This is a genomic window from Aureimonas sp. SA4125, from assembly GCF_019973775.1.
Classification (GTDB): domain Bacteria; phylum Pseudomonadota; class Alphaproteobacteria; order Rhizobiales; family Rhizobiaceae; genus Plantimonas.
On record NZ_AP025032.1, the window covers coordinates 55947 to 79428 of the forward strand.

A 23482-nucleotide genomic window follows, 5' to 3' on the forward strand; every position below is an offset into this window, starting at 1 on the left:
GGACGACCGCGAGACCAAGCCTTCTCAAGCCAACGTGATGGCCGCGTGCCCCGAGCGCCGCAAAGCCGCGCCGGTATTGCGGCCCTGTCAGGCCGGGATGCCGGCGAGGATCGAGGCTGCTGCCGGCAGCAACTTCAGTGCCTGCTGCGGGCGGGGGCCGATCTGCTCGATGATGTGGCCGGCGGCGATGGCGCCGAGGGCGGCACTGTCGGCATGGGCCAGACCGGCAGTATAGCCGCGCAGGAAGCCCGCGGCGAAGAGATCGCCGGCGCCGGTGGTGTCGAGAAGGCGCGCGAGCGGGACGGCCGGGACGGTCGTGTGGGCGCTGCCCTCGACGATGACGCAGCCCTTTTCGCTGCGGGTCACCGCGACGAGGCTTGCATCCTCGCCCAATTTGGCGAGCGCCAGGTCGAAATCATCGGTCTCATAAAGCGCCAGCGCCTCGCTCTCATTGGCGAAGACGATGTCGACCGTGCCCGAACGCATGAGTTCGAGGAACTCGTCGCGGTAGCGATGGACGCAGAACGAATCCGACAGCGTCATGGCGACCTTGCGGCCGTTTTCACGGGCGATCCTGGCGGCCTTGCGGATGGCATCCTTGGCGCGCGGCGGGTCCCAGAGATATCCTTCGAAATAGGTGACTTTCGCCGCGGCGACGAGCGCCTCGTCGATGTCGTCGGGGCCGAGCTCGACGCAGGCGCCGAGAAAAGTCGACATCGAGCGCTCGCCGTCCGGGGTGACGAGGATCATCGAGCGCGCCGTCGGCGGGTTGCCGGCGAGCGGCGCGGTCTCGAAGCGCACCTTCTGGGCACGGATGTCGTGGGTGAAGATGGTGCCGAGCGCGTCGCTCGAAACCTTGCCGATATAGGCGCCGGTACCGCCGAGGCTGACGACGCCGGCGACCGTGTTGGCGGCCGAGCCGCCCGACGTCTCCACCGCCGGTCCCATGGCATCGTAAAGCTGGTGCGCGCGGGCCGTGTCGATCAGCGTCATGCCGCCCTTCTGGACGTCGTGCGTGGCGAGGAAGGCGTCGTCGGCCTGCGCGATGATATCGACGATGGCATTGCCGATCGTCAGGACGTCGTAATCGGTCATGGAAACTCCAGGGTTTGATCGCCCTGCCCCATAGCCGGATTGGCCGGAAATGGCGAGGCTTCGCCGTCGGCCGGTCGCTCGCCTGCTCTCGGATTTCTGGCCCCGGGATTGCTGGGAGCGACGGGGCCGCTTATCTCGGAAGCACAACCGGAGCCCGTCCATGATCCTCGTTTCCGCCAGCCGTGCCATCGCCGACATCTTCACGGCGCCCTTCCGCGCCGCCCTGTGGAAATCCCTCGGCCTGACTCTCGCGGTCCTCGTCGCCCTCTGGTTCGCCCTCAGCGCCGGTTTCGAGACCTGGCTGCTGCCGATGCTGACGGGGTTCTTTCCCGACATGCCGGCCTGGATCGACAGCCTCGGCAGCCTTGCTGGCTGGGTCGCGGGCTTGGCGCTGGCGGTTCTCCTCGCTTTCCTCATCGGACCGATCTCGGCCGTCATCGCGAGTCTCTTCCTCGACGACGTAGCCGAGGTGGTGGAGCGCGAGAGCTATCCTGCGGTGCGGCCAGGCGAGGCGATGCCCTTCGTCGCGGGACTGGTGATGTCGGTAAAATTCTTCGGCATCGTGATCCTCGGCAATCTCGCCGCGCTGTTCCTGCTGCTCATTCCCGGGATCAATCTCGCCGCCTTCTTCCTCGTCAACGGCTACCTCCTCGGGCGGGAATATTTCGAGTTCGCGGCGCTGCGATACCGGCCGGAAGTCGAGGCGAAAGCGCTGCGTCGGCGCCATGCCGGAACGGTGTTTCTCGCCGGCCTCGTCATCGCCGCCTTCCTCGCCGTGCCCTTCCTCAACCTTCTGACGCCGCTCTTTGCCGCGGCGATGATGGTGCACCTCCACCAGCGGGTTGCCGCGCGGGACGGTGGGCTGCCCGCGGCCCGGATCGGGGCTGGCGTGATTGAGGCTGGCCTCACGCCATCGGCGGCAGGCTCTGCGTCGCTGGAGCCGGCTCGTCGGCCATCGGCACCAGCAGCGCCGGAACGTCCGTCGTCTTGATCTCGGCCCTGCAGAGGTCGGCGATGACGCAGATGGCGCATTCGGGCTTGCGCGCCTTGCAGACATAGCGGCCGTGCAGGATCAGCCAGTGATGGGCATGGCGGAGATACTGCGGCGGGATGATCCTCAGGAAGCCGCGCTCCACCGCTTCCGGCGTCGTGCCCGGCGCGAGCTTCAGCCGGTTGCCGATCCGGAAGATGTGGGTGTCGACGGCAAGCGTATGCTCTCCGAAGGCGGTGTTGAGGACGACATTGGCGGTCTTGCGGCCGACGCCCGGCAGCGCCTCCAGCGCGGCGCGGTCCGCTGGCACCGCGCCGCCATGGTGCTCGACGAGAAGGCGCGACAGCGCCACGACGGCCTTCGCCTTGTTGCGGTAGAGCCCGATGGTGCGGATGTGCTCGCGCACCGCATCCTCCCCGAGCGCCAGCATCCCGGCCGGCGTGTCGGCGGCGGCGAAGAGGCCGCGCGTCGCCTTGTTGACGCCGACATCCGTCGCCTGGGCCGACAGGACGACGGCGACGAGGAGGGTGAAAGGATTGGAGAAGTCGAGTTCCGGCCGCGGTTCGGGCCGCTGCACCGAGAACCGCCGAAAGATCTCGGTGACCGCGGCCTTGGTATAGGAGATGCGGCGGCGCGGCGGGGCGGCGATGCCGTCCCCTTCCGAAGCGCGGCGGGGCGATCGGTCGCGGCCGCCGGGGGTGGTCGAAGGTTTGGCGGGGGGAATGTTTTCTGCCATGCTGACGACATAGCGAGCAGGGCCCATGACTGACAACGCCTCGAACGCCCTTTCCGACGAAACCGGAGCTCCGGCCGACGCCCCGCTGTTCCGGGCGCTGCTGATGCCGCACCGCTCGCTCGGGCGGCGCGGCTTCCACACTCTGATGCTCTTCGTCGGCGCGGTGAGCCTCGCCACCGGCATCGGCTTTCTCCTGAAGGGGGCCTGGCCCGTGGTCGGCTTCTTCGGCCTCGACGTCCTCCTCGTCTTCCTCGCGTTCAAGGCGAGCTACCGGGCGGCGCTGGCGCGCGAGGAGGTGTCGGTCTCGCGCACAGATCTCTGCGTGCGCAAGACCTCGCCGAAGGGGACGGTTCTGGAAAGCCACTACAACCCGTTCTGGGCGCGTTTCCATGTGGCCCGGCATACGGAAATCGGCATCACCCGCATGGCCGTCTCCGGTCAGGGACGGTCGACCGAGATCGGCGGGTTCCTCAATCCGGACGACCGGGAGAGCTTTGCCGATGCGTTTGGCCGCGCTCTGTCCCAGGCGCGGAGAGGCTAGGCCGACCCTCCCGGGGGCACTCAGGAAAACGGGTGGCGGATCGGGACGCCAGCTGCTGTGATGCCGGCAACAGACGAGGATTCCCTGATGTCCAGCCTATCCGCCATTGCCTCTGTCCAGCCCCGCCGGCTGCCGACCCTTCATGCCGATGGCGCCAATGCCGACAGTTCGGACTACGGCCTGGTCAGGCGGGCGATCGAGTTCATTTCCGTGGAATACCGCGACCAGCCGTCGCTCGCGGCGATCGGCGAAGCCGTCGGCCTCGAGCCGGAAGCGGTCCAGGCGCTTTTCCAGCGTTGGGCCGGCCTGTCGCCAAAGGCGTTTCTGCAGGCGGTGACGATCGATCACGCGCGCCGGCTCCTCGGCGAGGGTGCATCGCTCTTCGACGCCGCCTACGATGTCGGCATGTCCGGCCCATCCCGGCTGCACGATCTCTTCGTCAAGCACGAGTCGATGTCGCCCGGCCTCTACAAGGCACGCGGTGCCGGGATCGAATTTGCCTATGGTTTCGACGAATCGCCCTTCGGCCGGGCGCTGGTCGTGGCGACCGACAGGGGCCTGGCGGGTATCGGCTTCTCCGAAGGCGGCGAGGACGGCGACGCGATCGCCTTCGAGGATATGCGGCGGCGCTGGCCGATGGCGCGCTTCACCCGCGACGACGCCCGCATCGGGCCAATGGCAGGGCGCGTCTTCCGGCCGGACGAATGGGCGGAAGACCGGCCGCTCCGGATCGTGCTGATCGGGACCGATTTCGAGATCCGCGTCTGGCAGGCGCTGCTGGCGATCCCCGTCGGCCGTGCGAAAACCTATTCGTCGGTCGCCGGCGAGGTCGGCCTGCCCAAGGCGGCGCGGGCGGTGGGAGCGGCGGTCGGCCGCAACCCGATCTCCTTCGTCGTCCCCTGCCACCGGGTGGTCGGCAAGTCGGGGGCGCTGACGGGCTATCACTGGGGCATCGCCCGCAAGCGCGCCATGCTCGGCTGGGAGGCCGGCCTCCTGGCGCGGGAGTGAGCGAAGGCACGGCGCCGCGGCAGCAGTTCGCGACCTGTTATCCTTGCGGTCTCTGCCGCTGGTTCGCCGCCACCCGAGGCGGTGGCGAACCAGCCTCCGGCCTCAGTGGCTGAGGACGGTTTTTTCGGCGACGGTCGAATCGGCGTTCAGGCGGTAGACGATGGGAATGCCGGTCGAGATCTCCTCGGCGACGATGTCGGCCGGCGACATGCCTTCCAGCGCCATCACCAGCGAGCGCAGCGAGTTGCCGTGCGCGGCGACGACGACGTTGTCGCCCGACAGGACCTTCGGCAGGATGCGGTGGATGTAGAAGGGCCAGACGCGCGCGCCGGTATCGCGAAGGCTCTCGCCGCCGGGAGGGGCGGTGTCGTAGGAGCGGCGCCAGATCAGCACCTGCTCCTCGCCCCATTTCGCCCGGGCGTCGTCCTTGTTGAGGCCCGACAGGTCGCCATAATCGCGCTCGTTCAGGGCGGCGTCGCGGATCGTCGGGATGTGCGGCTGGCCGAGTTCCTCGAGGAGGATGCTGAGCGTGCGCTGGGCGCGGAACAGCTCGCTGGTGAAGGCGGTGCCGAAATGCAGCCCGTATTCCTTCAGGCGATAGCCGGCGACGCGCGCCTCCTCGACGCCCTTCTCCGTGAGGTCGGGGTCTTTCCAGCCGGTGAAGAGGTTCTTCAGATTCCACTCGCTCTGGCCGTGGCGGACGAGGACAAGGGTACGGGTCATGCGGTGCTCCCGGGAATGGTGTCGGTTGTCGCGGCCGTCGTACTCTCGATCGATCCGTTGCGGCAGTCGCCAACGGGTTTTGCCGCATGCCGGGCCAAGATGGAAGAGCGCGGTACCCAGGCTTCCGGTTCGACGTCAGCCCCGGGCAAGATGTCCGGTAGAATCAGGATGATAAGGCGGGCAACGGGTGCAGTGCACGCGCTCCCGCCGGCCGCCCTCGAGCCTCAGGCGGGCCGCGGCGCGGCAAGTCCGAGGACGTCCTGCATGGTGTAGAGGCCGGCCGGGCGACCCTGCGCCCAGAGCGCCGCGCTGAGGGCGCCGCGGGCGAAGATCGAGCGATCCTCCGCACGGTGGACGAGTTCCAGCCGCTCGCCGTCGGCGGCGAAGATGACGCTGTGCTCGCCGATCACCGAGCCGCCGCGCAAGGCGGCAAAGCCGATCGCGCCGGGAACCCGCGCGCCGGTCTGGCCTTCGCGCGAGAGCACCTCCACCGAGGCGAGATCGACACCGCGCCCGGCTGCGGCGGCCTTGCCGAGCAGCAGCGCCGTGCCGGAAGGAGCGTCGACCTTGTGGCGATGGTGCATCTCGGCGATCTCGATGTCGACGCTCCCGGCCGGCAGCGCCCGCGCGGCGAGTTCGACGAGCCCCGCCAGAAGATTGACGCCGAGGCTCATATTGCCGGATTTGACGATGCGCGCCCCGTCGGCGGCGAACCGCGCGATCGCGGCATCGTCCGCGGCCGAGCAGCCGGTGGTCCCGATGACATGCACGAGGCCCGCCGCGGAGGCCCGCGCCGCCAGCGCGACGCTCGTCGCGGGTGCGGTGAAGTCGATGATGCCGTCGGCCCCGGAGAGTGCCGCATCGAGGTCGGCGGTCACCGCGAGGCCGAGAGACCCCGCGCCGGCGAGGATCCCGGCATCGACCCCGACCGCCTCTGCGCCCGGCCGCTCGACGGCTGCGTGCAGAGTCACACCCTTGGTCTCCCCGATCAGGGCAACCAGCGTCCGGCCCATGCGTCCTGCCGCCCCGACGACCACCAGCCTCATTTCGTCCATCTCGGCGTCTCCCTGCCGTGGCGGCCGTCCAGACCGGGCGGGCCGCATGTCGTTGCCGTCTGTTTCGTGCTCCGGTTCAAGCAATCTCCGCCGGCGCAAAACCCTGACCAAGCGGTGTAGGACCTCGGCGCCTAGCCGGCTGCCGACCGGGCGGCGCCCTGCATGCCGTGAAAGGACGAATAGAGCCCCTCGGTGCGGCCGAGAAGCTCGCGGTGCGTCCCCTGCTCGACCACCTCGCCGCCGTCGACGACGAGAATCTGGTCGGCGCCGACGATGGTCGACAGGCGGTGCGCGACGACGATCGTCGTGCGCCCCTTCATCACCGTCTCCAGCGCCGCCTGAACCAGCGTCTCCGAGCGCGTATCGAGGGCCGAGGTCGCCTCGTCGAGGAGAAGGATGGGCGCCTGTCGCACCAGAGCGCGGGCGATCGACAGGCGCTGGCGCTGGCCGCCGGACAGGCTGGTGCCGTTCTCGCCGAGCGGCGTGTCGAAGCCCTTGGGCTGGGTCACGATGAACTCCGTCGCCTGGGCGAGCGCTGCGGCTTCCTCGATCTCGGCGTCCGTCGCATCGGGCCGGCCATAACGTATATTGTCGCGGATCGTGCCTTCGAACAGGTAGGGCTGTTGCGAGACATAGGCGATATTGCCGCGCAGCGAGGCCTTGGTGACGCCGGCGATGTCCTGTCCGTCGACGAGGATGCGGCCTTCCCAGCTGTCGTAGAAGCGCTGCAGGAGGGCGATGACGGTCGACTTGCCGCCGCCCGAGGCCCCGATGAGTGCCGTCGTCGCGCCGGCCGGGGCGGTGAAACTCAGCCCCTTCAGCACCGGTTCGCCCGGATGGTAGCCGAAGACGACATTCTCGAAGACCACTTCGCCGCTCGCGACCGACAGCGCGGGGGCACCCGGCGCGTCCGGCTGGCGCGGCTTCAGGTCGAGAATTTCGTAGATCATCTGCGCGTTGACCAGCGCCCGCTCGAGCTGGACCTGGAGCTTTGCCAGCCGCCGTGCCGGATCGTAGGCGAGGAGGAGGGCGGTGATGAAGGCGAACATCGAGCCGGGCGAATAGCCGTAGGCGATGGCGCGGTAGCCGGAATAGCCGATGACGGCGGCGATCGCGATGCCGGCGACGGTCTCGGTCACCGGTCCCGAGCGCTCGGTGATCGCCGCGATCCGGTTCGAGCGCTCCTCGGCGGCCAGGATCAGCTTTTCGATCCGGCCCCGCAGCGTCTCCTCCATGGTGAAGGCCTTGACCACGGTAATGCCCTGGGCGGTCTCCTGCATCGAGGCGAGGACGCGGGCATTGAGGTCGATCGACTGGCGCGTGGCGACGCGCAGCTTGCGGGCCAGGCTCGCGATCATGAAGGCGATGGGCGGGCCGGCCAGAAGCGCGATCGCCGACAGGACCGGGTCCTGGACGATCATCACGCCGATCAGGAAGACGAGCGTCAAGAGATCGCGGGCAATCGAGGTGACGGTGAGGTTCAGCGTGTCGCGGATGCCCGAGACGTTCTGGTTGATGCGGGCGGCCAGATGCGCCGACCGGTTCTCTCCGAAGAAGTCGACGGAGAGCTCGGTGAGATGAGCAAACAGCCGGCGCTGGTAGCGGGCGACGATGTTGTTGCCGATTCGCGAGAGGATCACGCCCTGGAAATAGGTGGCGATGCCGCGCAGGAGAAAGGATGCGAAGACGGCCAGCGGCAGGGTGAAGAGGACGGCACGGTTCTGCTCGACAAAAATCTCGTCGATGACGTCGCGCATGATCCAGGCGAGAAATGCCGTCGCGGCCGACACCACGACGAGGCAGGCCACGGCAATGGCGTACTGGCCGATATAGTCTCGCCCGTTCTCGGCGAAGACCCGCTTCAGAAGACGCAGCACGAGGCCGCGTTCCTGGGGATCGGACAGGGAAATCTTCTGCTTTTTCACGCTGGGCTTCGCCGATCGGGACTGTCGTTCCGGCGTCTATAGACCGTCGAGCCGCCCCTGCCTATGGCAGCAGGCGGTGCTCAGGCCGAGACCGTCCAGCGGCGGCCCGTCGTTTCGATGCCGAAGAAGCGCGGGGAGCGGGCGAAGGTGGCAAGCCCCGTCAGCGCCGCCAACGGCTCGGTGATGACGTAGAGCGGGATACCCTGCAGGAGCGCGCCGTGGGGTGCCTTGTCCTCGAAAGCCTGCCGGAGCACCTCGGCCTTCACGATCGGCAGGAGGCGCTGGAAGATGCCACCGGCGATGTAGACGCCGCCGCGCGCCATGAAGATCAGGGCAAGGTCGCCCGCGACGCGGCCGAGATAGGTCGCAAACAGCTGCACCGCCTCCGACGACTGCGGGTCGCTCGAGGTCATCGCGGCTTCGGTGATCTCGGCCGGGTCGACGCGCACCGGCTCGATCCCGTCGGCCCGGCAGATCGCCTCGTAGAGGTTGACGAGGCCGCGGCCGCACAGGATCTGCTCGGCCGAGACGCGGCCTTCGATCGTCTTCAGATGCGGCCAGATGGCCCGATCCCGCTCGCTCCGCGGTCCGAGGTCGACATGACCGCCTTCGCCGGCGACCGGGATCCACATCTTGCGCGCCCTGACGAGACCGGCGACGCCGAGGCCGGTGCCGGGCCCGACGACGACGCGGCTCGCACCCTCATGCGGAACGCCGCCGCCGATCTTCTGGCGTGATGTCTCCGGCAGCGAGGAGACGGCCAGCGCCTGCGCCTCGAAATCGTTGAGGACGATGATCTCGCTGAGGCCGAGGGTCTCGAGCATGGCGCGCGGGCGCACCACCCAGGGACAATTGGTGAGGTCGATCTCGTTGCCGTCGATCGGGCCGGCGACGGCGAGGACCGCCGATTTCGGCTGCAGCGACGTCTTGTCGAGGACGCAGGCCTGGATGGCGTCGTCTAGCGTCGGGTAGTCGGCCGTCTGCGCGATCGGAAAGGTCTTCGGATCGGCGAAGGCGTCGACGAGAATGGCGAAACGCGCATTGGTGCCGCCGATATCCCCGATCAGGATCGGAAACTTCAAGGCTTGGCCGCTGTCGAGGGTCAGGGACATGCACCACCTGGGTTCAATCGATTAAGTGTATACCGGCGGTTACCGCATTCCGGCAGCGAAAGCAAAGGTCGGCCAGACGCCTGAGAGCGTCCGTATCCCGACTCTCACGGCAGCGGCCGCGGCGCGGGGATCGGCACGGCACCGGGTAGAGGCGGGAAACTGGTTCCGCCGTCGGGCGCCATGGCGGCGAGCGTGGGGGCCGCCGGCGCAACCTGGCGCGGGCCGCCATCGGCTGCCGCCAGCACGGTCTGGCACGCCTTCGGCAGCGCCGCCATCGTCATCGGCGCCGGTCGCTTCCAAGGCTTGGCGCCGGGCTTCGGCGGCTTCAGCGCGACATTGAACCAGTAGTCGAGATCGTCGCAGCCGTCCTTCGCCACCACGGGCTCCTGTGGCTGGCAGCCGGGCGAGCCGGCCTGACAGAACAGGCGGATGTGGAAATGCTCGTCATGCCCGTACATCGGCCGCACCTTGGCGAGCCAGGAACGGTCGCGGCCGGCGACCTGGCAGAGCTTCCGCTTCACCCCGGGATGGACGAAGATACGCTGCACCTCGGGGCTCTCGGCGGCGAGCCGGATCAGCCGGCCATAGCGGTCGTCCCAGGTCCGCTCGTCGACCTGGAGCGTGCCCTTGCGCAGGACCGAGCGGAAGGGAAAGTCCTCGCGCTGGCCCGCGGTCAGGCGCTGGGCCGGCATGGGCTGGGCCCAGATGTCCACGTCGAGGCCGATCTGGTGCGATGCGTGGCCGGAGGGCATGGGTCCGCCGCGCGGCTGGCTGAGGTCGCCGACGAGAAGACCCGGCCAGCCGGTCTCGGCGACCGCCCGCTGCGCGAACCTATCGAGGAAGGCGACAAGGTTCGGATGGCCCCAATGGCGGTTGCGCGACAGCCGCATGGACTGCCAGTGCGGCCCGTCGGCCGGCAGTTCCACCGCGCCCGCGATGCAGCCCTTGGCGTAGGAGCCGAGGCTCTGGGTACGGAGCGCCGCCGGTCTTTCCACGGCGCCGAAGAGCTCCTTGGCCGGAACGCTCTGGGCGGCGGCGGGAAGGGGGAGAAGTCCCATGCCCAGCAGCGCGGCCCATCCCGCGACATATGCAAGCTTCATCGAATCCAATCCCCGCGAAACCGTCACCCGACCCTGGCACAGCGCATGCGGCCGTTTCGTGACCGCCCAAAGGACGCCGTCAGCCCTGCGCCAGCCTGTCGCGTACCGCGCGATGAGAGGAGGCCGCTCAGCCGCGCAGCACGCCACCCGTCGCCTTGGCGACCTGTGCGACGATCCTTGCCGAGACCGCCTCCAGTTCCTCCTCGGTCAGCGTCCCCTCGCTCGGCCGCAGCGTGACCTCGATCGCCACCGACAGTTTTCCCTCGCCGAGCGAGGGGCCGGTGAAGAGATCGAAGACCCGGACCTCGGAAACGAGCTTGCGGTCGGCCCCTTCCGCGGCGCGCACGATCTTCTGCGCCTCGGTGCCGGCATCGACGACGAAGGCGAAATCGCGACGGACCGGCTGGAAGCTGGAGAGGGACAGCACGGGCTTGGTGCGCGTCGCCTTCTTCTTCGGCTCGGGGATCTCGCCGAGGAAGACCTCGAACCCGGCAAAGGCGCCCGCAGCGTCCAGCGTCTTCAGGGCACGCGGGTGAAACTCGCCGAACTCGGCGAGCACGACCTTCGGCCCGAGCTTGATGCGGCCGGAACGGCCGGGATGATACCAGTCGCTCGCCCCCCGCTCGATCTGCAGGTTCGCGACCGGCGCGCCGGCGGCCTCGAGCGCGGCCAGCGCGTCGGCCTTGGCGTCGAAGACGCCGACCGGCTCGGCATGGCCGTTCCACGAGCGCCCGGCTCCGGCACTTCCTGCCGTGCCGCGGCGGATGCCGGCGGCGACGCGGCGCTGGCCTTCCGGCTCCGGCGAGGCATAGACGTGGCTGACCTCGAACAAGGCGACGTCCGGATGGCCGCGCGCGGCATTGCGCGTCGCCGCCGCGATCAGGCTCGGCAGCAGCGAGGGGCGCATGTCGGAAAGGTCGGCAGAGATCGGGTTGGCAAGCCTCAGCGCCGCCGACCCGCCGCCGAACGCCTTTGCCGGCGCTTCGGCGATGAAGGAATAGGTCACGGTCTCGACCATGCCGCGGGCCGCCAGCGCGCGGCGCGAAGCCTTGTCGCGGATCTGCGCCGTGGTCAGAATGCGACGCGACACCGCGCCAAGGCGCGCCAGCGGCTGCGGTTCGATCAGGTCGACGCCCTTGAGGCGCATCACCTCCTCGACGAGATCGGCGCTGCCCTCGATGTCCGGCCGCCAGCTCGGCGCGACGACGTCGGCGCCGGCATCGTCGGTCGTCACGGCAAAGCCGAGGCGGCGCAGGAGGCCCACCTGCTCGTCGGCGGAGGAGGCGAGGCCCGTCAGCCGCTCGACCTCGGTGAAGGGAAGGCGGATCGTCGGCGTTGCCCGCGCAGGCGGCGCGATCACCGTCGCTTCCGACGCCGTGCCGCCGCAGATCTCCAGCACCAGCTGCGTCGCCCGGTCGAGACCCGGCTGCATGAAGTCGGGGTCGACGCCGCGTTCGAAGCGGTAACGCGCATCGGTGATGATGCCGAGCGCGCGGCCGGTGCGGGCGATGTTCAAGGGCTCCCACAGTGCCGATTCGATCAGCACCTCGGTCGTCGTCTCGTCGCAGCCGGAAGCCTCGCCGCCCATGATGCCGGCAATGGATTCCACACCCTTGTCGTCGGCGATGACGCACATGCCGGGCGCGAGCGCATAGGTCTTGCCGTCGAGGGCGAGGATCTCCTCGCCGGCCCGGGCCGACCGGACGACGAGATTGCCGGCGACCTTCCTGGCGTCGAAGACGTGCAGCGGGCGTCCGCAATCGAAGGTGAGATAGTTGGTGATGTCGACGAGAGCGCTGATCGGGCGCAGGCCAATGGCGATCAGCCGCTTCTGCATCCAGTCCGGCGACTTGCCGTTGGTAACCCCCGTCACCTTGCGCAGGGCAAAGCCGCGGCAGAGGCTTGCGCCCTCCGGGAAGTCGAGCGTCACGCTGACGGGACAGGGGGCGGCGGCAGGGATGGCGGAGACGGCCGGCGTCTTCAGCGTGCCGAGGCCGGCGGCGGCGAGATCGCGGGCGATGCCGTGCACGCCCGTCGCGTCCGGGCGGTTCGGCGTCAGGCCGATCTCGATCACCGGATCGGCAAGGTTGGCATAGTCGGCGAACGCGGCGCCGACCGGCGCATCCGCCGGCAGGTCGATGATGCCATTGTGCTCGTCGGAGAGTTCGAGCTCGCGCTCCGAGCACATCATGCCGTTGGATTCGACGCCGCGGATCTTGCCGACGCCGAGCGTCGTGTCGAGGCCGGGGACGTAGGTGCCGGGGAGACCGAGCACGCCGACGAGGCCGGCGCGGGCATTCGGCGCGCCGCAGACGATCTGCAGCGGCTTGCCGCCGTTCACTGCGGGCCCGGCATCGACCATCAGCACCTGCAGCTTGTCGGCATCGGGATGGCGCTCGGCGCTGATGACGCGGGCGATCGTGAAGGGCCGCATCGCCGCCTTGTCGTCGATGCCGTCGACTTCGAGGCCGAGCGCGGTCAGCTTGTCGGCGATCGCGGCCAGCGGCGCCTCGGTCTCGAGATGGTCCTTCAACCAGGACAGGGTGAACTTCATGTTTCGTCGACCTCGAATTATCGGCCGGGACGTCGCCGCGGCGGAACAGGTGTTGGCGGCCATGCCGCCGTGGCGCCCGGAAGGGCCGCCGCGAATGGTAGTTCAGAGCGGCGCGCGGGGCGGCGGGTCGCGCGGCAGGGGCGCTTGCGGCGCCTGATCGCGGTCGGTGCCGAGGCCGGCAACCCGGGTGAACACGAAGCGATAGACCAGGAGCGACGACAGCGCGAAGCCGAAGACTGCCAGCAGCGGCCCGATCGTCGTCGCGGCATTGCCGATCAGCACCGCTCCCGCCAGAACCGGCAGCACAAAGCCGACGAAGAAGGAGGCGAGCGCCGCGGGAGTCTGCGACAGATAGTGGTAGAAGACGGCAAAGATCACGCTCGCCACCACCGCGACCGCCATGCCGCCGAACCCGTCGACCAGAGCGAGATAGTCGCCGGCGAACAGCCAGGCGAGGATCAGGAACACCAGGACGCCGATCACAGCACCGCAGATGACGCCGATCGCTTCCAGAAAGATCAGTCGGATGTTCATCAGGACCCCGTCGATGGTGTTGGTGGAGCCGGCAGTGGCGGAACCGCACCGGGCGCCTTCTGGCCTCGCAGGATGCTGGCGATCGAGATGTCCTCGTCCAGCGTCGGACAGTGCAGGCCCATCGGCGACAGCTCTACCGCGACCAACGCGGCAGGGTCGGCGCCCGCCAGACGCGGGTACCACCATAGCGGCGCCTGCAGTTCGCGGCCATCCAGCAGCCGCACGCGCAGCGCACCGTCACGGCACACTGCTTCGACCGGCCTGATGGTCTCGATCTCAACTTCCAAAATCGTCACGCCAGACCTCCAGAAAACTCCCTGACGCTCCCGGGCGACACTCATAATCTGGTTGAGGTCCGCTCGGAAAAGCCGGCATTGGCCGCAAGACGAATGTCCCGCAGCCAGATCTTCGCTTCGCGCCCGTTCTTCACGACATGGATATGGGGCGGTTACCCGTCATCTGCAGAATAGAAGAAGAAGCGATATCCCTTCCACCGCAGAAGCGTTGGCATGTCAGTTGCTCAAGCCGCCGAACAGCGTCGGCACGTCGAGCGGGCGAAACCCGTAGTGTTCGATCCAGCGCACGTCGGCCTCGAAGAAGTCGCGCAGGTCCGGCATGCCGTATTTCAGCATGGCGATGCGGTCGATGCCCATGCCCCAGGCAAAGCCCTGATATTCCGCCGGATCGAGCCCGACGCCCCGGAGGACATTCGGGTGCACCATGCCGCAGCCCAGGATCTCGAGCCAGTCCGTGCCCTCGCCGAAGCGAATTTCCGAGCCCGAGCGGTCGCACTGGATGTCGACCTCGAGGCTCGGCTCGGTGAAGGGGAAGAAGGAGGGGCGGAAGCGCATGGCGAGGCTATCGACCTCGAAGAAGGTCTTGCAGAACTCGGTCAGCACCCATTTCATGTTGGCGACATTGGCCGTCCTGTCGATGACGAGGCCCTCGACCTGGTGGAACATCGGCGTATGCGTCGCGTCGGAATCCTGCCGGTAGGTCTTGCCGGGGATGACGATGCGGATCGGCGGCTTCTGCTTCTCCATGGTGTGGATCTGCACCGGCGAGGTGTGAGTGCGCAGAAGCTTGCGCTCGCCGTTTTCGTCCGGCGCGAGGAAGAAGGTGTCGTGCATCTCGCGGGCGGGATGGCCTTCGGGAAAGTTCAGCGCCGTGAAGTTGTAGTGGTCGGTCTCGATGTCGGGCCCCTCGGCGATGGCGAAACCCATGTCGGCGAAGATGGCGGTGATCTCGTCGATGACCTGGCTGATCGGATGGATGCGGCCGCGCGAAGCGGGCGAGGCGCGCACCGGCAGCGAAACGTCGACCGTCTCGGCCTTCAGCCGGGCTGTGATGGCGACGTCCGCCAGCGCCTCGCGGCGCCCGGCCAGTGCCGCCTGGACGCGATCGCGCAGGCCGTTCAGCTTCGGCCCTTCCTCGCGGCGCTCGTCCGGACTCATCTTGCCGAGGCCCTTCAGGAGCTCGGAGATCTCGCCCTTCTTGCCGAGCGCGCCGAGGCGCACCGCCTCGAGCCCGGCCTCGTCGCCGGCGGCCTCGATCGCCTGCGTCAATCTCGTCTCAAGCGCCGTCAGATCGGTCACATCGCACTCCATGGCAGTCGCGGCGGGGGCGCCCCGCCGTTGCGTCTGGCCGCCTTCTAACGCGGGGGGGCGCCGAAGAAAAGCCGAGCCCGGGCGGCCATCCTTCGGGCCCTGTCCAAAAGGTTACGGGCCAGCGGAGATTTGACGCCCGAGAGCACGCGCGACACGTTGTCGGGAGAGAGACAGACATGCGTTGCGGCGCGACCGCAGGCCATGGAATCGTTCCGCCGTCCCGCTTCTTCGGAGGAACCCCGCCATGATCCCGCTGTCCCGTCTCGCCGGCGCCATCGCCGCAGCGAGTTTCGCCGTCACCGCCGTCACCGCCTTCGCCGCCGAGACCCGCCCCTATGACGCCCAGAGCTTCGCCGCGGCGCAAGCGGCCGGTTCGCCGATCGTCGTCGAGATCAGCGCCCCCTGGTGCCCGACCTGCAAGGCGCAGAAGCCGATCATCGAGAACCTGGCGAAAAGCGATGCCTACAAGGACCTCGTCATCTTCGAGGTCGATTTCGACAGCCAGAAGGACGCCGTGCGCAGCCTGGACGCCCGGATGCAGTCGACGCTGATCGCCTTCGACGGCGACAAGGAGACCGCCCGTTCGGTCGGCGACACCAAGCCGGACTCGATCGCGGCGTTGTTCCAGAGCGCCATCGCGCAATAGACGATGGCCAGCAGCGCGCTTTTCGCCTTCCTCGCGGGTGTCCTGTCGGTGCTGTCGCCCTGCGTCTTGCCGCTCCTGCCGATCGTCCTCGGCACGGCGGTGTCGCAACACCGCTTCGGACCGGCGGCGCTGTCCGGCGGCCTGGCGCTTTCCTTCGTCGCGATCGGCCTGTTCGTCGCAACGATCGGCTTTGCCGTCGGCCTCGACGCCGGGCTCTTCCGCAGCATCGGCGGCCTGATGCTGATGGGTGTCGGCATCATCCTCCTGCTGCCGGTGCTGCAAGTGCAAATCGCCGCCGCCGCCGGGCCTTTCGGCAACTGGACGGAACAGCATCTGGGCGGCTTCGACACCGCGGGGCTGCAAGGCCAGTTCGGCCTCGGGCTTCTGCTCGGCGCCATCTGGAGCCCCTGCGTCGGACCGACGCTCGGCGCCGCCTCCGTGCTGGCGGCCAGGGGCGAGAATCTCGGCGAGGTGGCGCTGGTGATGGGCGTGTTCGGCCTCGGCGCGGCACTGCCGCTGCTCGTCCTCGGCATGCTCTCGCGCGAGACCATGCTGCGCTGGCGCCATCGGATGATGGGTGCCGGCAAGGGCGGCAAGCAGGTCCTCGGCGGCCTGCTGGTGACGGTCGGCCTGGCCATCGTCACCGGTCTCGACAAGCAGCTGGAGGCGATCCTCGTCGGCGTGTCGCCGGCCTGGCTGACGCGCCTGACGACACAGTTCTGACCGGCAGACCGCCGCGACGCGCTCTGGGCCGAAAGCCGCGAGACGGAAACGCAGACAAGCAAAAGGCCCGCCGGCGATGCCAGGCGGGCCTTTGAACGTCAGGCGCCGAGGCGCAGCTGTCAGGCGGCGACGGTCGTGACCGGCTCGCGAACGGCGCGCTCGAACGAGCCGGGGTTCTGGCCCTTCAGGTATTCCAGGGCGGCCTTGGCCGAATCGCAGAGCGCGGCGAAAGCCTCGGGCTCGTGGATGGCGAGGTCGGACATGACCTTGCGGTCGACCTCGATGCCGGTCTTCGACAGGCCGTCGATGAAGCGGGCATAGGTCAGGCCGTGCTCGCGGACCGCGGCGTTGATGCGCTGGATCCAGAGGGCGCGGAAATTGCGCTTCTTGGTGCGACGATCGCGCGTCGCGTACTGCTTCGACCGGTCGACGGCGGCGAGCGCCGTGCGGATGGTGTTCTTGCGGCGGCCTCGGAAACCCTTGGCCTGCTCGAGAACCTTCTTGTGCTTGGCGTGCGAGGTGACGCCTCTTTTAACGCGTGCCATGATCTTGCTCCTTGATCTTTATGTCTGCCGGACCGCTCAGCGGTTGTACGGCATGTAAATCTTGACGATCCGCTCGTCGGGCTTGGACAGAATCATCGTCCCGCGCGCATTGCGAAGAAAGTCGTTGGAGCGTTTGATCATGCCATGGCGCTTGCCGGCGGCACCGGCCTTGACGTGGCCGTTGGCGGTGAACCGGAACCGCTTCTTGGCGCTGGCCTTGGTCTTCATCTTGGGCATTTTGCTCTCCTTGATGGGAAGCGCGACGGCACCCACCGCGCCGCGGTGGAGGGTGCCTGCAATACGAAGGACTTCGGATTGACGCGCATAGCGTTGGGAGCGAACACGGCATGCCCTGCCGGCCCGCTCGCTAGACGGCGCTGCTATAACCGGTTTGTGCCTGCCAAGGCAAGACCGGGATCGTGCGACATGTCCACTTGGCGCGCCACCGGCAGGCCGGCTCTCGCAGGCTGCCGGCAGGGGCCGGTGGACAGGGCGCGGCGGCTCAGGCGCGGGGAGCCAGAACCATCATCATCTGCCGGCCCTCGAGCTTGGGCTCGGCTTCGACCTTGGCGATCTCGGCCGTCTCCTCGCGAACCCGGTTCAGCAAGACCATTCCGAGGTCCTGATGCGCCATTTCGCGGCCACGGAACCGCAGCGTCAGCTTGACCTTGTCGCCCTCCTCGAAGAAGCGGCGGACCGCCTTCATCTTGGTCTCGTAGTCGTGATCGTCGATGTTCGGACGCATCTTGATCTCTTTGACCTCGACGGTCTTCTGGCGCTTGCGCTGCTCGGCGGCCTTCTTCTGGCCTTCGTATTTCAGCTTGCCGAGATCGAGGATCTTGCAGACGGGCGGATTGGCGGTCGGCACGATCTCGACGAGATCGAGGCCGGCCTCTTCGGCCATGGCAAGAGCCTCGGCGGTCGGTGTCGGCCCCCGGTTCTGTCCGTCGGTATCGATCAACTGGACAAAGGGAATCCGGATGTCCTTGTTGGAGCGCGGCCCCTCCTTCTGGGCGGGCGGCGCGCGAAATGGTCTGCGAATGGTCGTCGTCTCCTGGCTGTTTACGGTACGTCCTGGCTTCTGGTCCCAGTTCCGGATCGCCGGCATTCGCCGGGCGCCCGAGGCTGGTGGACGGGACAAGATCGGCGCCGACATGCCGGCGCCTGATCCCGCCGAATTCGTCGTCACCTACGCGGCACAAACCGTTGGTTTACGCGCGCCGAGCCCATATCTCCCATGATATAGCACGTTCGATCGAGGTTTTCACCTCGTCAAGCCAAGAATTGGCACTCCGCTGCTTCGAGGCCCCCGCCGAGGTTCCCGTGATGTCCCCCCTGCAACCGATCGATCTCCCACCTGAGTATCTGGATGTCGGCACGGGAACCGATCGCCGCGCCGTCGCCTACCGCGTCCAGTCGGGAGCGACGCCGTCGCTGCTGTGGCTCGGCGGCTACGCGTCCGACATGAAGGGCACCAAGGCTGCGCGGCTGGCGGCACTGGCGGCACGCGAGGGCTGGGGCTTCTGCCGGTTCGACTATTCCGGCCACGGCGAGTCGGCCGGCCCGTTCGTCGACGGCACGATCAGCCGGTGGTGCGAAGAAGCCGAGTCCGTGCTCGCAGCGACGCTTTCCGGCCCCGTGATCCTCGTCGGCTCGTCGATGGGCGCCTGGATCGCGCTTCGCCTCGCCGCCGGGATGCGGGCCCGGGGCGGCGGCCCGGCCGCGCTTCTGCTTCTTGCCCCGGCACCCGATTTCACCCGCCGGCTCGTGGTGCCGAACCTCTCCGCGGCCCAATGCGCCGATCTCGCGGCAAAGGGATACTGCACCGAACCCTCCCCGTATGGTCCGCCGATGATCTACAGTCGCGCCCTGATCGAGGACGGCGAGAGAAACCTCGTGATGGAAGGGCTGATCGAGACCGGCTGCCCCGTCCACATCATCCAGGGCATGCAGGACCCGGACGTGCCCTATTCCCACGCCCTCGATCTCGTCAGCCTGCTGCCGGCCGACGGCGTGACGCTCACTCTCGTGAAGGACGGCGATCACAGGCTGTCGCGCGCGGAGGATTTGGCCAGGATGGAGAGCGCGGTGAGGGCCCTCAGAGCCGAGGCGCAGATCACCCTGTCGCGATAGGTTCCCGCTGCCGGCGTGGCCGTTTCAATTCGTCTTGCAATTGAGATAATTTTGTCACACCGGCCCGCGCCGGAGTGGCGATGGATCCGCAGTCCATTGATGGGCAGGGGATTTTCGCTGAAGCCTTGTTTCCAGCACCCGCGCGCGGACATTGTGCACCCGGCCGTCCAACCCGTTCGCACCCGCTCTACTTGTGTGAACCCTGTGTCACCACCGCGGCCCCCAGATTGCAGGCGTTGACAGTTTTCTGCAACGCACTCACCATCCCTAGATCAACTTTCGCATCCATCCGCTCACCGGAGGATATAGAATGCATAAAATCCGCGCATATGGCGCCGGGTTAGCGCTTGTTCTTTGCCTTGTACTGCCGTCTCAAGCAGAAACGGTAGCGCCGGACTTCATGTCGATAGGATCGAGCGCCGTTGCGCCACTTGGTCATCGCTTGTTCTGCAAGGCGCAGCCGAATGAGTGCCGCACGGATACGCCGGCTCCGGCAGAACGGCTAGAACTCGAACCGGAGATCATGAAAACGATCGCGGAGATCAACACGGCGGTCAATCAGATGATCCGTCCGGTATCGGACCAAATCCAGTTCGGCGTCGAGGAACACTGGACCTATCCCGACAACAGCGGCGACTGCGAAGACTATGCCCTCTTGAAGCGTCGCAAGCTCCACGCTGCCGGGATCGCCCTGTCGGATCTCCTCATCACCGTGGTCCGAAAGGCCAATGGCGAAGGCCACGCGATCCTGACCTTGACCACCACCTCCGGCGACTATGTGCTCGACAATCTGGACTGGCGGGTGAGGCCATGGCGGGAGGCCCCCTATACCTACTTGAAGCGGCAGAGCAGCGACGATCCGGAGAAGTGGCAGACCATCACCGCCGATACCGACGTCCTCGTCAGCGCCGTCGCGCGCTGACGCCGGCCGACCTTCCGGCAGGCCTGTCGCGAATGGCCACGCATGGGCCATTGCGCTTCGACGGGCGTTGCCGCGCTGCCGGCGGGAGGCGCCCCCAAACTTTTCGCCGATCAGCCGCGCTTTATAAACCAGTTAAGGGACGGCTTCGCTAGGAGGCTTATAACCTCGACTTTCCATCGATGAGGATGGCAGACGTCGAGGACCCAAGCCCGATGACCCAAGCCCGATGATCGACGATCGTTTTCAGGATGACGCGTTGAGCGACGCGGCGCTGGCGAGAGCGGTGGAAGCGGCCCTGCGCCGACTGCGGATCGTCGCTGTCGGATCGGACGAGGCACGGTTGCGCTCGGCCGTCGACGAACTCGGCAGCAAGAAGACGCCGCGCCTCGCCGCCCCGAAACTCGCCGACAATCCTTACGCGGAAACGCAGATCCAGCCGTTTTGCGCCGAATCGGCGAGGGCCGATCGTCGAGATCCCGCCTGAGCCGGCATTGCAAGCCGGGTAGAATTCAGGTCTCGTCGTCGCCGGACATTTCGTCCGACGGTCCGGGAATTACATAGCGGCCTGACAGCCATCGGTTCAGGTCCACGTCCTTGCAGCGGGCGGAGCAGAACGGATAGGCCTCGCGATCGGAAGGTCGTCCGCATTCAGGGCATTTGCGCTTCGGCCGGAGCGGCGTGACGACGCCGTCGCTCATGTCGCAGCGGCCGCCTGGCCGGCCTCGCGCCACGGCGCGTGGATGTCAAATCCCTCGCCGCCGATCAGAGCGATCGTCTCGTAGAGCGGCAATCCGACGACATTGGTGTATGAGCCGACGAGGCGCACGACGAAGCTGCCCGCCAGGCCCTGGATGGCATAGCCACCGGCCTTGCCGCGCCATTCGCCGGAAGCGATGTAGGAGTCGATGTCGTCGCGCGACAGCCGCTTGAAACGCACGCGCGTTTCCACCAGCCGCTGACGCTGCGTGCCGTCCGGGCCAATCAGGCAGACCCCGGTATGAACGCGGTGGGTGCGGCCGGAAAGGATGCGCAGATTGGCGACGGCTTCCTCGGCAAGTTCTGCCTTCGGCAGGATCTGTCGTCCGACGGAGACGACGGTGTCGGCGGCAAGTACCATACGTCCCTCCCTCTCGCCGCGCTCGTTCAAAACGTCGAAAGCTGCTTCCGCCTTGGTCTTGGCGAGCCGTTTGGCCAGGGATCGCGGATGTTCGCTCTTCTGCGGCGTCTCGTCGATATCGGCCGGCAGCAGGCGCTCCGGCTCGATGCCGGCCTGCTGCAGAAGTTCCACGCGCCGCGGCGAGCCGGAGGCCAGGACGAGGTAAAGCCGCTGTGCCATCGGCAGGGTGGCCCGCCGACTACTTGAAGCGGTAGGTGATGCGACCCTTGGACAGGTCGTAGGGGGTCATCTCGACCAGCACCTTGTCGCCGGTCAGCACGCGGATGCGGTTCTTGCGCATCCGACCGGCCGTATGAGCGATGATCTCGTGGTCGTTCTCGAGCTTGATGCGGAAGGTCGCATTCGGGAGGAGTTCGGTCACCAGACCCGGGAATTCGAGAACTTCTTCTTTCGCCATAAGCGTCTTAACCTCAAAGGGGCCGCGATCGGGCAGGCCCGTACGGCAGGGAATCGCCGCATCCTGCGGCGGCCATGCATTTCAGAATTGGCCCTAGATCAGATGGATTGGCCGAAAAAGCAAGGCGAGATGGCGCTAATACACCATCGTGCCAGCGAAATCAGCTTCCCTGCGATCTGTCGGATCGCCCTGGGTGGAAGCGGTCCCGGCCCGTCGCTAGCCGGAGATACGCTCCACGTCGGCGCCGCAAGCCACGAGCTTCTCCTCCAGCCGCTCGAAGCCGCGGTCGAGATGGTAGACGCGGTTGACCGTCGTCTCGCCTTCCGCGACGAGTCCGGCGATGACCAGCGACACCGAGGCGCGCAGATCCGTCGCCATCACCGGGGCACCGGCCAGCCGCTCCACGCCCTCAATGCGCGCCACCTGGCCGGAAAGCGAAATCTTCGCGCCGAGCCGGGCGAGTTCCTGGACATGCATGAAGCGGTTCTCGAAGATCGTCTCGGTGATGTGCGAGATGCCGGACGAGCGCGTCATCAGCGCCATGAACTGCGCCTGAAGATCGGTCGGAAATCCGGGGAAGGGGTCGGTGATGACGTCGACGGGGTGCACCCCGCCGCCGTTGCGCGTTACCCGGATGCCGTTCGGCGCCTGGCTGATCTCGGCGCCGGCCTGGCGAAGGGCGGTGAAGGCGCTCTGCAGGAGGGCGGCATCGGTGCCTTCGAGAACGACGTCGCCGCCGGTCATCGCGACGGCCATGGCATAGGTGCCGGTCTCGATGCGGTCGGGCAGGACGCGGTGGCGGGCACCGGACAGGGAGGTCACGCCCTGGATGGTGATGGTCGGCGTGCCGGCGCCCGAAATCTTCGCGCCCATGGCATTGAGGCAGGTCGCAAGGTCGACGACTTCCGGCTCGCGCGCGGCGTTCTCGATGACGGTCTCGCCCTTGGCAAGCGAGGCCGCCATCATCATCACATGCGTCGCGCCGACCGAGACCTTCGGGAAGACGAAGCGGTTGCCGACGAGGCCGCCCTTGGCCTCGGCGTTGATGTAGCCGCGGTCGATGTCGATCGTGGCGCCGAGCGCACGCAGGCCGTCGATGAAGAGATCGACCGGACGCGTGCCGATGGCGCAGCCGCCGGGAAGCGAGACCTTGGCCTTGTGCATGCGGGCCAGCAGCGGACCGATCACCCAGAAGCTCGCGCGCATTTTCGACACCAGCTCGTAGGGCGCGGTGGTATCGACGATGGTGCGGGCGGTGAAATGGATGGTGCGCCCGTTCGCCGGCGTCTGGCTGAGACGCTTGCCGGAAACCGAATAGTCGACGCCGTGATTGCCGAGGATGCGGATCAGCTGCTCGACATCGGCCAGATGCGGCACGTTCTCGAGCGTCAGCGTGTCGTCCGTCAGGAGCGAGGCGATCATCAGCGGCAGGGCCGCGTTCTTGGCGCCGGAAATCGGGATCACCCCGTTCAGCGTGTTACCGCCCCTGATGCGAATACGGTCCATGAAGTCGGGTCCAAGCTTGCCGAGAGTGCCAGAAGTGCCGCCACTGGTAGCGATCTGCACAGGGATGGGGGGCCGGCGGATGCAGGACGTGGGGCAGAGCCCCGTCCGTCGCGGCCGCGCGCACAGCCCCTATGATGGCCCGATCTACACCAGTGCCGCCTTACATTCAAATGCGTTGCCCATCGACGGAAACTTCGGCCGGGAACCTCCGGCGGATCAGGGCCGCACGAGGATGGTGAGCCCGAAGACGACGAAGGCGACGACCGCCAGCTTCCAGAAATCGCCGCGCTTGCGCAGGCCCGGCAGGCCGAGCGGCCGGATCAGCTGGACCAGCATCAGGAGAATGAAGAGGGCGGAGAAGAACTTGGTCATCGGGTGACCGTCTTAGCGAAGCGCACGAGGCTTAGCCAGTCGCCGGACGGAGCGGCAGTCCGGGACGCGGCCGAAACCCC

Annotated in this window: 29 protein-coding genes; 9 read left to right on the top strand and 20 right to left on the bottom strand. The window is 67.5% G+C overall.

From position 1 onward, the window contains the following. Positions 1-87: 87 nt before the first annotated feature. Positions 88-1095 carry an adenosine kinase gene (locus tag Sa4125_RS00280; RefSeq protein WP_224002440.1) on the bottom strand — a complete coding sequence of 336 codons (1008 nt, stop codon included), beginning with the start codon at positions 1093-1095 and terminating at the stop codon, positions 88-90. A gap of 160 nt (positions 1096-1255) precedes the next feature. On the opposite strand from Sa4125_RS00280, the gene Sa4125_RS00285 reads away from it, so the two are divergent. Next, positions 1256-2086, top strand: a complete 831-nt coding sequence (locus Sa4125_RS00285; RefSeq protein WP_224002447.1) for a sulfate transporter family protein — start codon at positions 1256-1258, stop codon at positions 2084-2086. Here the strand turns inward: Sa4125_RS00285 and nth are convergent. After that, a complete protein-coding gene (gene nth / locus Sa4125_RS00290; RefSeq protein WP_224002449.1) occupies positions 2001-2822 on the bottom strand; it encodes an endonuclease III in 822 nt (273 codons plus the stop codon). The genes Sa4125_RS00285 and nth overlap by 86 nt on opposite strands. 25 nt (positions 2823-2847) lie before the next feature. Between nth and Sa4125_RS00295 the strand changes: the two genes are divergently transcribed. Further along, complete coding sequence (locus tag Sa4125_RS00295) at positions 2848-3363, top strand: DUF2244 domain-containing protein (RefSeq protein ID WP_224002452.1); 516 nt, start codon at positions 2848-2850, stop codon at positions 3361-3363. An 87-nt stretch (positions 3364-3450) separates the two neighbouring features. Beyond that, positions 3451-4371, top strand: coding sequence for a bifunctional helix-turn-helix domain-containing protein/methylated-DNA--[protein]-cysteine S-methyltransferase (locus Sa4125_RS00300; protein WP_224002454.1), 921 nt, complete (start codon positions 3451-3453; stop codon positions 4369-4371). Between the two features lie 102 nt (positions 4372-4473). Here Sa4125_RS00300 and Sa4125_RS00305 read toward each other — a convergent pair whose 3' ends face one another. From Sa4125_RS00305 to pheS, 10 genes are all read right to left on the bottom strand, one after another. Then, positions 4474-5094 carry a 2,3-bisphosphoglycerate-dependent phosphoglycerate mutase gene (locus Sa4125_RS00305; protein ID WP_224002456.1) on the bottom strand — a complete coding sequence of 207 codons (621 nt, stop codon included), beginning with the start codon at positions 5092-5094 and terminating at the stop codon, positions 4474-4476. 224 nt (positions 5095-5318) lie between these two features. Next, complete coding sequence (dapB, locus tag Sa4125_RS00310; RefSeq protein WP_224002458.1) at positions 5319-6149, bottom strand: 4-hydroxy-tetrahydrodipicolinate reductase; 831 nt, start codon at positions 6147-6149, stop codon at positions 5319-5321. 131 nt (positions 6150-6280) lie between these two features. Further along, positions 6281-8074, bottom strand: a complete 1794-nt coding sequence (locus tag Sa4125_RS00315) for an ABC transporter ATP-binding protein (RefSeq protein WP_224002460.1) — start codon at positions 8072-8074, stop codon at positions 6281-6283. Between the two features lie 80 nt (positions 8075-8154). Beyond that, complete coding sequence (locus Sa4125_RS00320) at positions 8155-9186, bottom strand: glucokinase (RefSeq protein ID WP_224002462.1); 1032 nt, start codon at positions 9184-9186, stop codon at positions 8155-8157. A gap of 104 nt (positions 9187-9290) precedes the next feature. Next, positions 9291-10286, bottom strand: a complete 996-nt coding sequence (mepA, locus tag Sa4125_RS00325) for a penicillin-insensitive murein endopeptidase (protein WP_224002471.1) — start codon at positions 10284-10286, stop codon at positions 9291-9293. Positions 10287-10413: 127 nt separating this feature from the next. Further along, on the bottom strand, positions 10414-12840 hold the full coding sequence (gene pheT / locus Sa4125_RS00330) for a phenylalanine--tRNA ligase subunit beta (RefSeq protein WP_224002473.1): 2427 nt from the start codon (positions 12838-12840) through the stop codon (positions 10414-10416). A 102-nt stretch (positions 12841-12942) separates the two neighbouring features. Further along, positions 12943-13374, bottom strand: coding sequence for a hypothetical protein (locus Sa4125_RS00335; RefSeq protein ID WP_224002481.1), 432 nt, complete (start codon positions 13372-13374; stop codon positions 12943-12945). Next, on the bottom strand, positions 13374-13670 hold the full coding sequence (locus Sa4125_RS00340; RefSeq protein ID WP_224002483.1) for a DUF2442 domain-containing protein: 297 nt from the start codon (positions 13668-13670) through the stop codon (positions 13374-13376). The genes Sa4125_RS00335 and Sa4125_RS00340 overlap by 1 nt, the downstream gene beginning before the upstream one ends. A gap of 41 nt (positions 13671-13711) precedes the next feature. Continuing rightward, positions 13712-13804 carry a hypothetical protein gene (locus Sa4125_RS00345; protein ID WP_224002485.1) on the bottom strand — a complete coding sequence of 31 codons (93 nt, stop codon included), beginning with the start codon at positions 13802-13804 and terminating at the stop codon, positions 13712-13714. 82 nt (positions 13805-13886) lie between these two features. Then, positions 13887-14969 carry a phenylalanine--tRNA ligase subunit alpha gene (gene pheS, locus Sa4125_RS00350; protein WP_224002487.1) on the bottom strand — a complete coding sequence of 361 codons (1083 nt, stop codon included), beginning with the start codon at positions 14967-14969 and terminating at the stop codon, positions 13887-13889. 256 nt (positions 14970-15225) lie between these two features. Between pheS and Sa4125_RS00355 the strand changes: the two genes are divergently transcribed. Next, positions 15226-15627: a thioredoxin family protein gene (locus Sa4125_RS00355; RefSeq protein ID WP_224002490.1), complete on the top strand. Its 402-nt coding sequence runs from the start codon at positions 15226-15228 to the stop codon at positions 15625-15627. 3 nt (positions 15628-15630) lie between these two features. After that, positions 15631-16350: a cytochrome c biogenesis protein CcdA gene (locus Sa4125_RS00360; protein ID WP_224002492.1), complete on the top strand. Its 720-nt coding sequence runs from the start codon at positions 15631-15633 to the stop codon at positions 16348-16350. Between the two features lie 119 nt (positions 16351-16469). On the opposite strand, the gene rplT is transcribed toward Sa4125_RS00360, so the two are convergent. From rplT to infC, 3 genes are all read right to left on the bottom strand, one after another. Continuing rightward, positions 16470-16895, bottom strand: a complete 426-nt coding sequence (gene rplT / locus Sa4125_RS00365; protein WP_224002494.1) for a 50S ribosomal protein L20 — start codon at positions 16893-16895, stop codon at positions 16470-16472. A gap of 36 nt (positions 16896-16931) precedes the next feature. Next, positions 16932-17132, bottom strand: a complete 201-nt coding sequence (gene rpmI / locus Sa4125_RS00370) for a 50S ribosomal protein L35 (protein ID WP_224002496.1) — start codon at positions 17130-17132, stop codon at positions 16932-16934. Between the two features lie 265 nt (positions 17133-17397). Beyond that, positions 17398-17937: a translation initiation factor IF-3 gene (infC, locus tag Sa4125_RS00375; RefSeq protein ID WP_188849280.1), complete on the bottom strand. Its 540-nt coding sequence runs from the start codon at positions 17935-17937 to the stop codon at positions 17398-17400. On the opposite strand from infC, the gene Sa4125_RS00380 reads away from it, so the two are divergent. From Sa4125_RS00380 to Sa4125_RS00395, 4 genes are all read left to right on the top strand, one after another. Continuing rightward, positions 17936-18136 carry a hypothetical protein gene (locus Sa4125_RS00380; RefSeq protein ID WP_224008208.1) on the top strand — a complete coding sequence of 67 codons (201 nt, stop codon included), beginning with the start codon at positions 17936-17938 and terminating at the stop codon, positions 18134-18136. The two genes, infC and Sa4125_RS00380, sit on opposite strands and share 2 nt — an antisense overlap. 85 nt (positions 18137-18221) lie before the next feature. Then, the gene (locus Sa4125_RS00385; RefSeq protein WP_224002498.1) at positions 18222-19028 is read left to right on the top strand and encodes an alpha/beta hydrolase; all 807 of its coding nucleotides are present in this window, start codon (positions 18222-18224) and stop codon (positions 19026-19028) included. Positions 19029-19428: 400 nt separating this feature from the next. Next, the gene (locus Sa4125_RS00390) at positions 19429-19950 is read left to right on the top strand and encodes a transglutaminase-like cysteine peptidase (protein WP_224008194.1); all 522 of its coding nucleotides are present in this window, start codon (positions 19429-19431) and stop codon (positions 19948-19950) included. A 226-nt stretch (positions 19951-20176) separates the two neighbouring features. After that, positions 20177-20434: a hypothetical protein gene (locus Sa4125_RS00395; protein WP_224002500.1), complete on the top strand. Its 258-nt coding sequence runs from the start codon at positions 20177-20179 to the stop codon at positions 20432-20434. Between the two features lie 25 nt (positions 20435-20459). Here Sa4125_RS00395 and yacG read toward each other — a convergent pair whose 3' ends face one another. From yacG to Sa4125_RS00420, 5 genes are all read right to left on the bottom strand, one after another. Next, positions 20460-20648, bottom strand: coding sequence for a DNA gyrase inhibitor YacG (gene yacG, locus Sa4125_RS00400; protein WP_224002502.1), 189 nt, complete (start codon positions 20646-20648; stop codon positions 20460-20462). Then, positions 20645-21286, bottom strand: a complete 642-nt coding sequence (locus tag Sa4125_RS00405; RefSeq protein ID WP_224002504.1) for a Maf-like protein — start codon at positions 21284-21286, stop codon at positions 20645-20647. The genes yacG and Sa4125_RS00405 overlap by 4 nt, the downstream gene beginning before the upstream one ends. A 19-nt stretch (positions 21287-21305) precedes the next feature. Beyond that, positions 21306-21524 carry a translation initiation factor IF-1 gene (gene infA / locus Sa4125_RS00410; RefSeq protein WP_056509387.1) on the bottom strand — a complete coding sequence of 73 codons (219 nt, stop codon included), beginning with the start codon at positions 21522-21524 and terminating at the stop codon, positions 21306-21308. 216 nt (positions 21525-21740) lie between these two features. Further along, complete coding sequence (murA, locus tag Sa4125_RS00415; protein WP_224002506.1) at positions 21741-23030, bottom strand: UDP-N-acetylglucosamine 1-carboxyvinyltransferase; 1290 nt, start codon at positions 23028-23030, stop codon at positions 21741-21743. 216 nt (positions 23031-23246) lie between these two features. Beyond that, a complete protein-coding gene (locus tag Sa4125_RS00420; protein WP_224002508.1) occupies positions 23247-23402 on the bottom strand; it encodes a hypothetical protein in 156 nt (51 codons plus the stop codon). Between the last annotated feature and the right edge of the window lie 80 nt (positions 23403-23482).

Bases quoted from the DNA above. Each gene is read 5' to 3' on its own strand.
- Sa4125_RS00280 (WP_224002440.1), bottom strand. From the start codon at position 1,095: ATGACCGATTACGACGTCCTGACGATCGGCAATGCCATCGTCGATATC.
- Sa4125_RS00285 (WP_224002447.1), top strand. From the start codon at position 1,256: ATGATCCTCGTTTCCGCCAGCCGTGCCATCGCCGACATCTTCACGGCG.
- nth (WP_224002449.1), bottom strand. From the start codon at position 2,822: ATGGCAGAAAACATTCCCCCCGCCAAACCTTCGACCACCCCCGGCGGC.
- Sa4125_RS00295 (WP_224002452.1), top strand. From the start codon at position 2,848: ATGACTGACAACGCCTCGAACGCCCTTTCCGACGAAACCGGAGCTCCG.
- Sa4125_RS00300 (WP_224002454.1), top strand. From the start codon at position 3,451: ATGTCCAGCCTATCCGCCATTGCCTCTGTCCAGCCCCGCCGGCTGCCG.
- Sa4125_RS00305 (WP_224002456.1), bottom strand. From the start codon at position 5,094: ATGACCCGTACCCTTGTCCTCGTCCGCCACGGCCAGAGCGAGTGGAAT.
- dapB (WP_224002458.1), bottom strand. From the start codon at position 6,149: ATGGACGAAATGAGGCTGGTGGTCGTCGGGGCGGCAGGACGCATGGGC.
- Sa4125_RS00320 (WP_224002462.1), bottom strand. From the start codon at position 9,186: ATGTCCCTGACCCTCGACAGCGGCCAAGCCTTGAAGTTTCCGATCCTG.
- mepA (WP_224002471.1), bottom strand. From the start codon at position 10,286: ATGAAGCTTGCATATGTCGCGGGATGGGCCGCGCTGCTGGGCATGGGA.
- pheT (WP_224002473.1), bottom strand. From the start codon at position 12,840: ATGAAGTTCACCCTGTCCTGGTTGAAGGACCATCTCGAGACCGAGGCG.
- Sa4125_RS00335 (WP_224002481.1), bottom strand. From the start codon at position 13,374: ATGAACATCCGACTGATCTTTCTGGAAGCGATCGGCGTCATCTGCGGT.
- Sa4125_RS00355 (WP_224002490.1), top strand. From the start codon at position 15,226: ATGATCCCGCTGTCCCGTCTCGCCGGCGCCATCGCCGCAGCGAGTTTC.
- Sa4125_RS00360 (WP_224002492.1), top strand. From the start codon at position 15,631: ATGGCCAGCAGCGCGCTTTTCGCCTTCCTCGCGGGTGTCCTGTCGGTG.
- rplT (WP_224002494.1), bottom strand. From the start codon at position 16,895: ATGGCACGCGTTAAAAGAGGCGTCACCTCGCACGCCAAGCACAAGAAG.
- rpmI (WP_224002496.1), bottom strand. From the start codon at position 17,132: ATGCCCAAGATGAAGACCAAGGCCAGCGCCAAGAAGCGGTTCCGGTTC.
- Sa4125_RS00380 (WP_224008208.1), top strand. From the start codon at position 17,936: ATGGTCGTCGTCTCCTGGCTGTTTACGGTACGTCCTGGCTTCTGGTCC.
- Sa4125_RS00385 (WP_224002498.1), top strand. From the start codon at position 18,222: ATGTCCCCCCTGCAACCGATCGATCTCCCACCTGAGTATCTGGATGTC.
- Sa4125_RS00390 (WP_224008194.1), top strand. From the start codon at position 19,429: ATGTCGATAGGATCGAGCGCCGTTGCGCCACTTGGTCATCGCTTGTTC.
- Sa4125_RS00395 (WP_224002500.1), top strand. From the start codon at position 20,177: ATGATCGACGATCGTTTTCAGGATGACGCGTTGAGCGACGCGGCGCTG.
- yacG (WP_224002502.1), bottom strand. From the start codon at position 20,648: ATGAGCGACGGCGTCGTCACGCCGCTCCGGCCGAAGCGCAAATGCCCT.
- Sa4125_RS00405 (WP_224002504.1), bottom strand. From the start codon at position 21,286: ATGGCACAGCGGCTTTACCTCGTCCTGGCCTCCGGCTCGCCGCGGCGC.
- infA (WP_056509387.1), bottom strand. From the start codon at position 21,524: ATGGCGAAAGAAGAAGTTCTCGAATTCCCGGGTCTGGTGACCGAACTC.
- murA (WP_224002506.1), bottom strand. From the start codon at position 23,030: ATGGACCGTATTCGCATCAGGGGCGGTAACACGCTGAACGGGGTGATC.
- Sa4125_RS00420 (WP_224002508.1), bottom strand. From the start codon at position 23,402: ATGACCAAGTTCTTCTCCGCCCTCTTCATTCTCCTGATGCTGGTCCAG.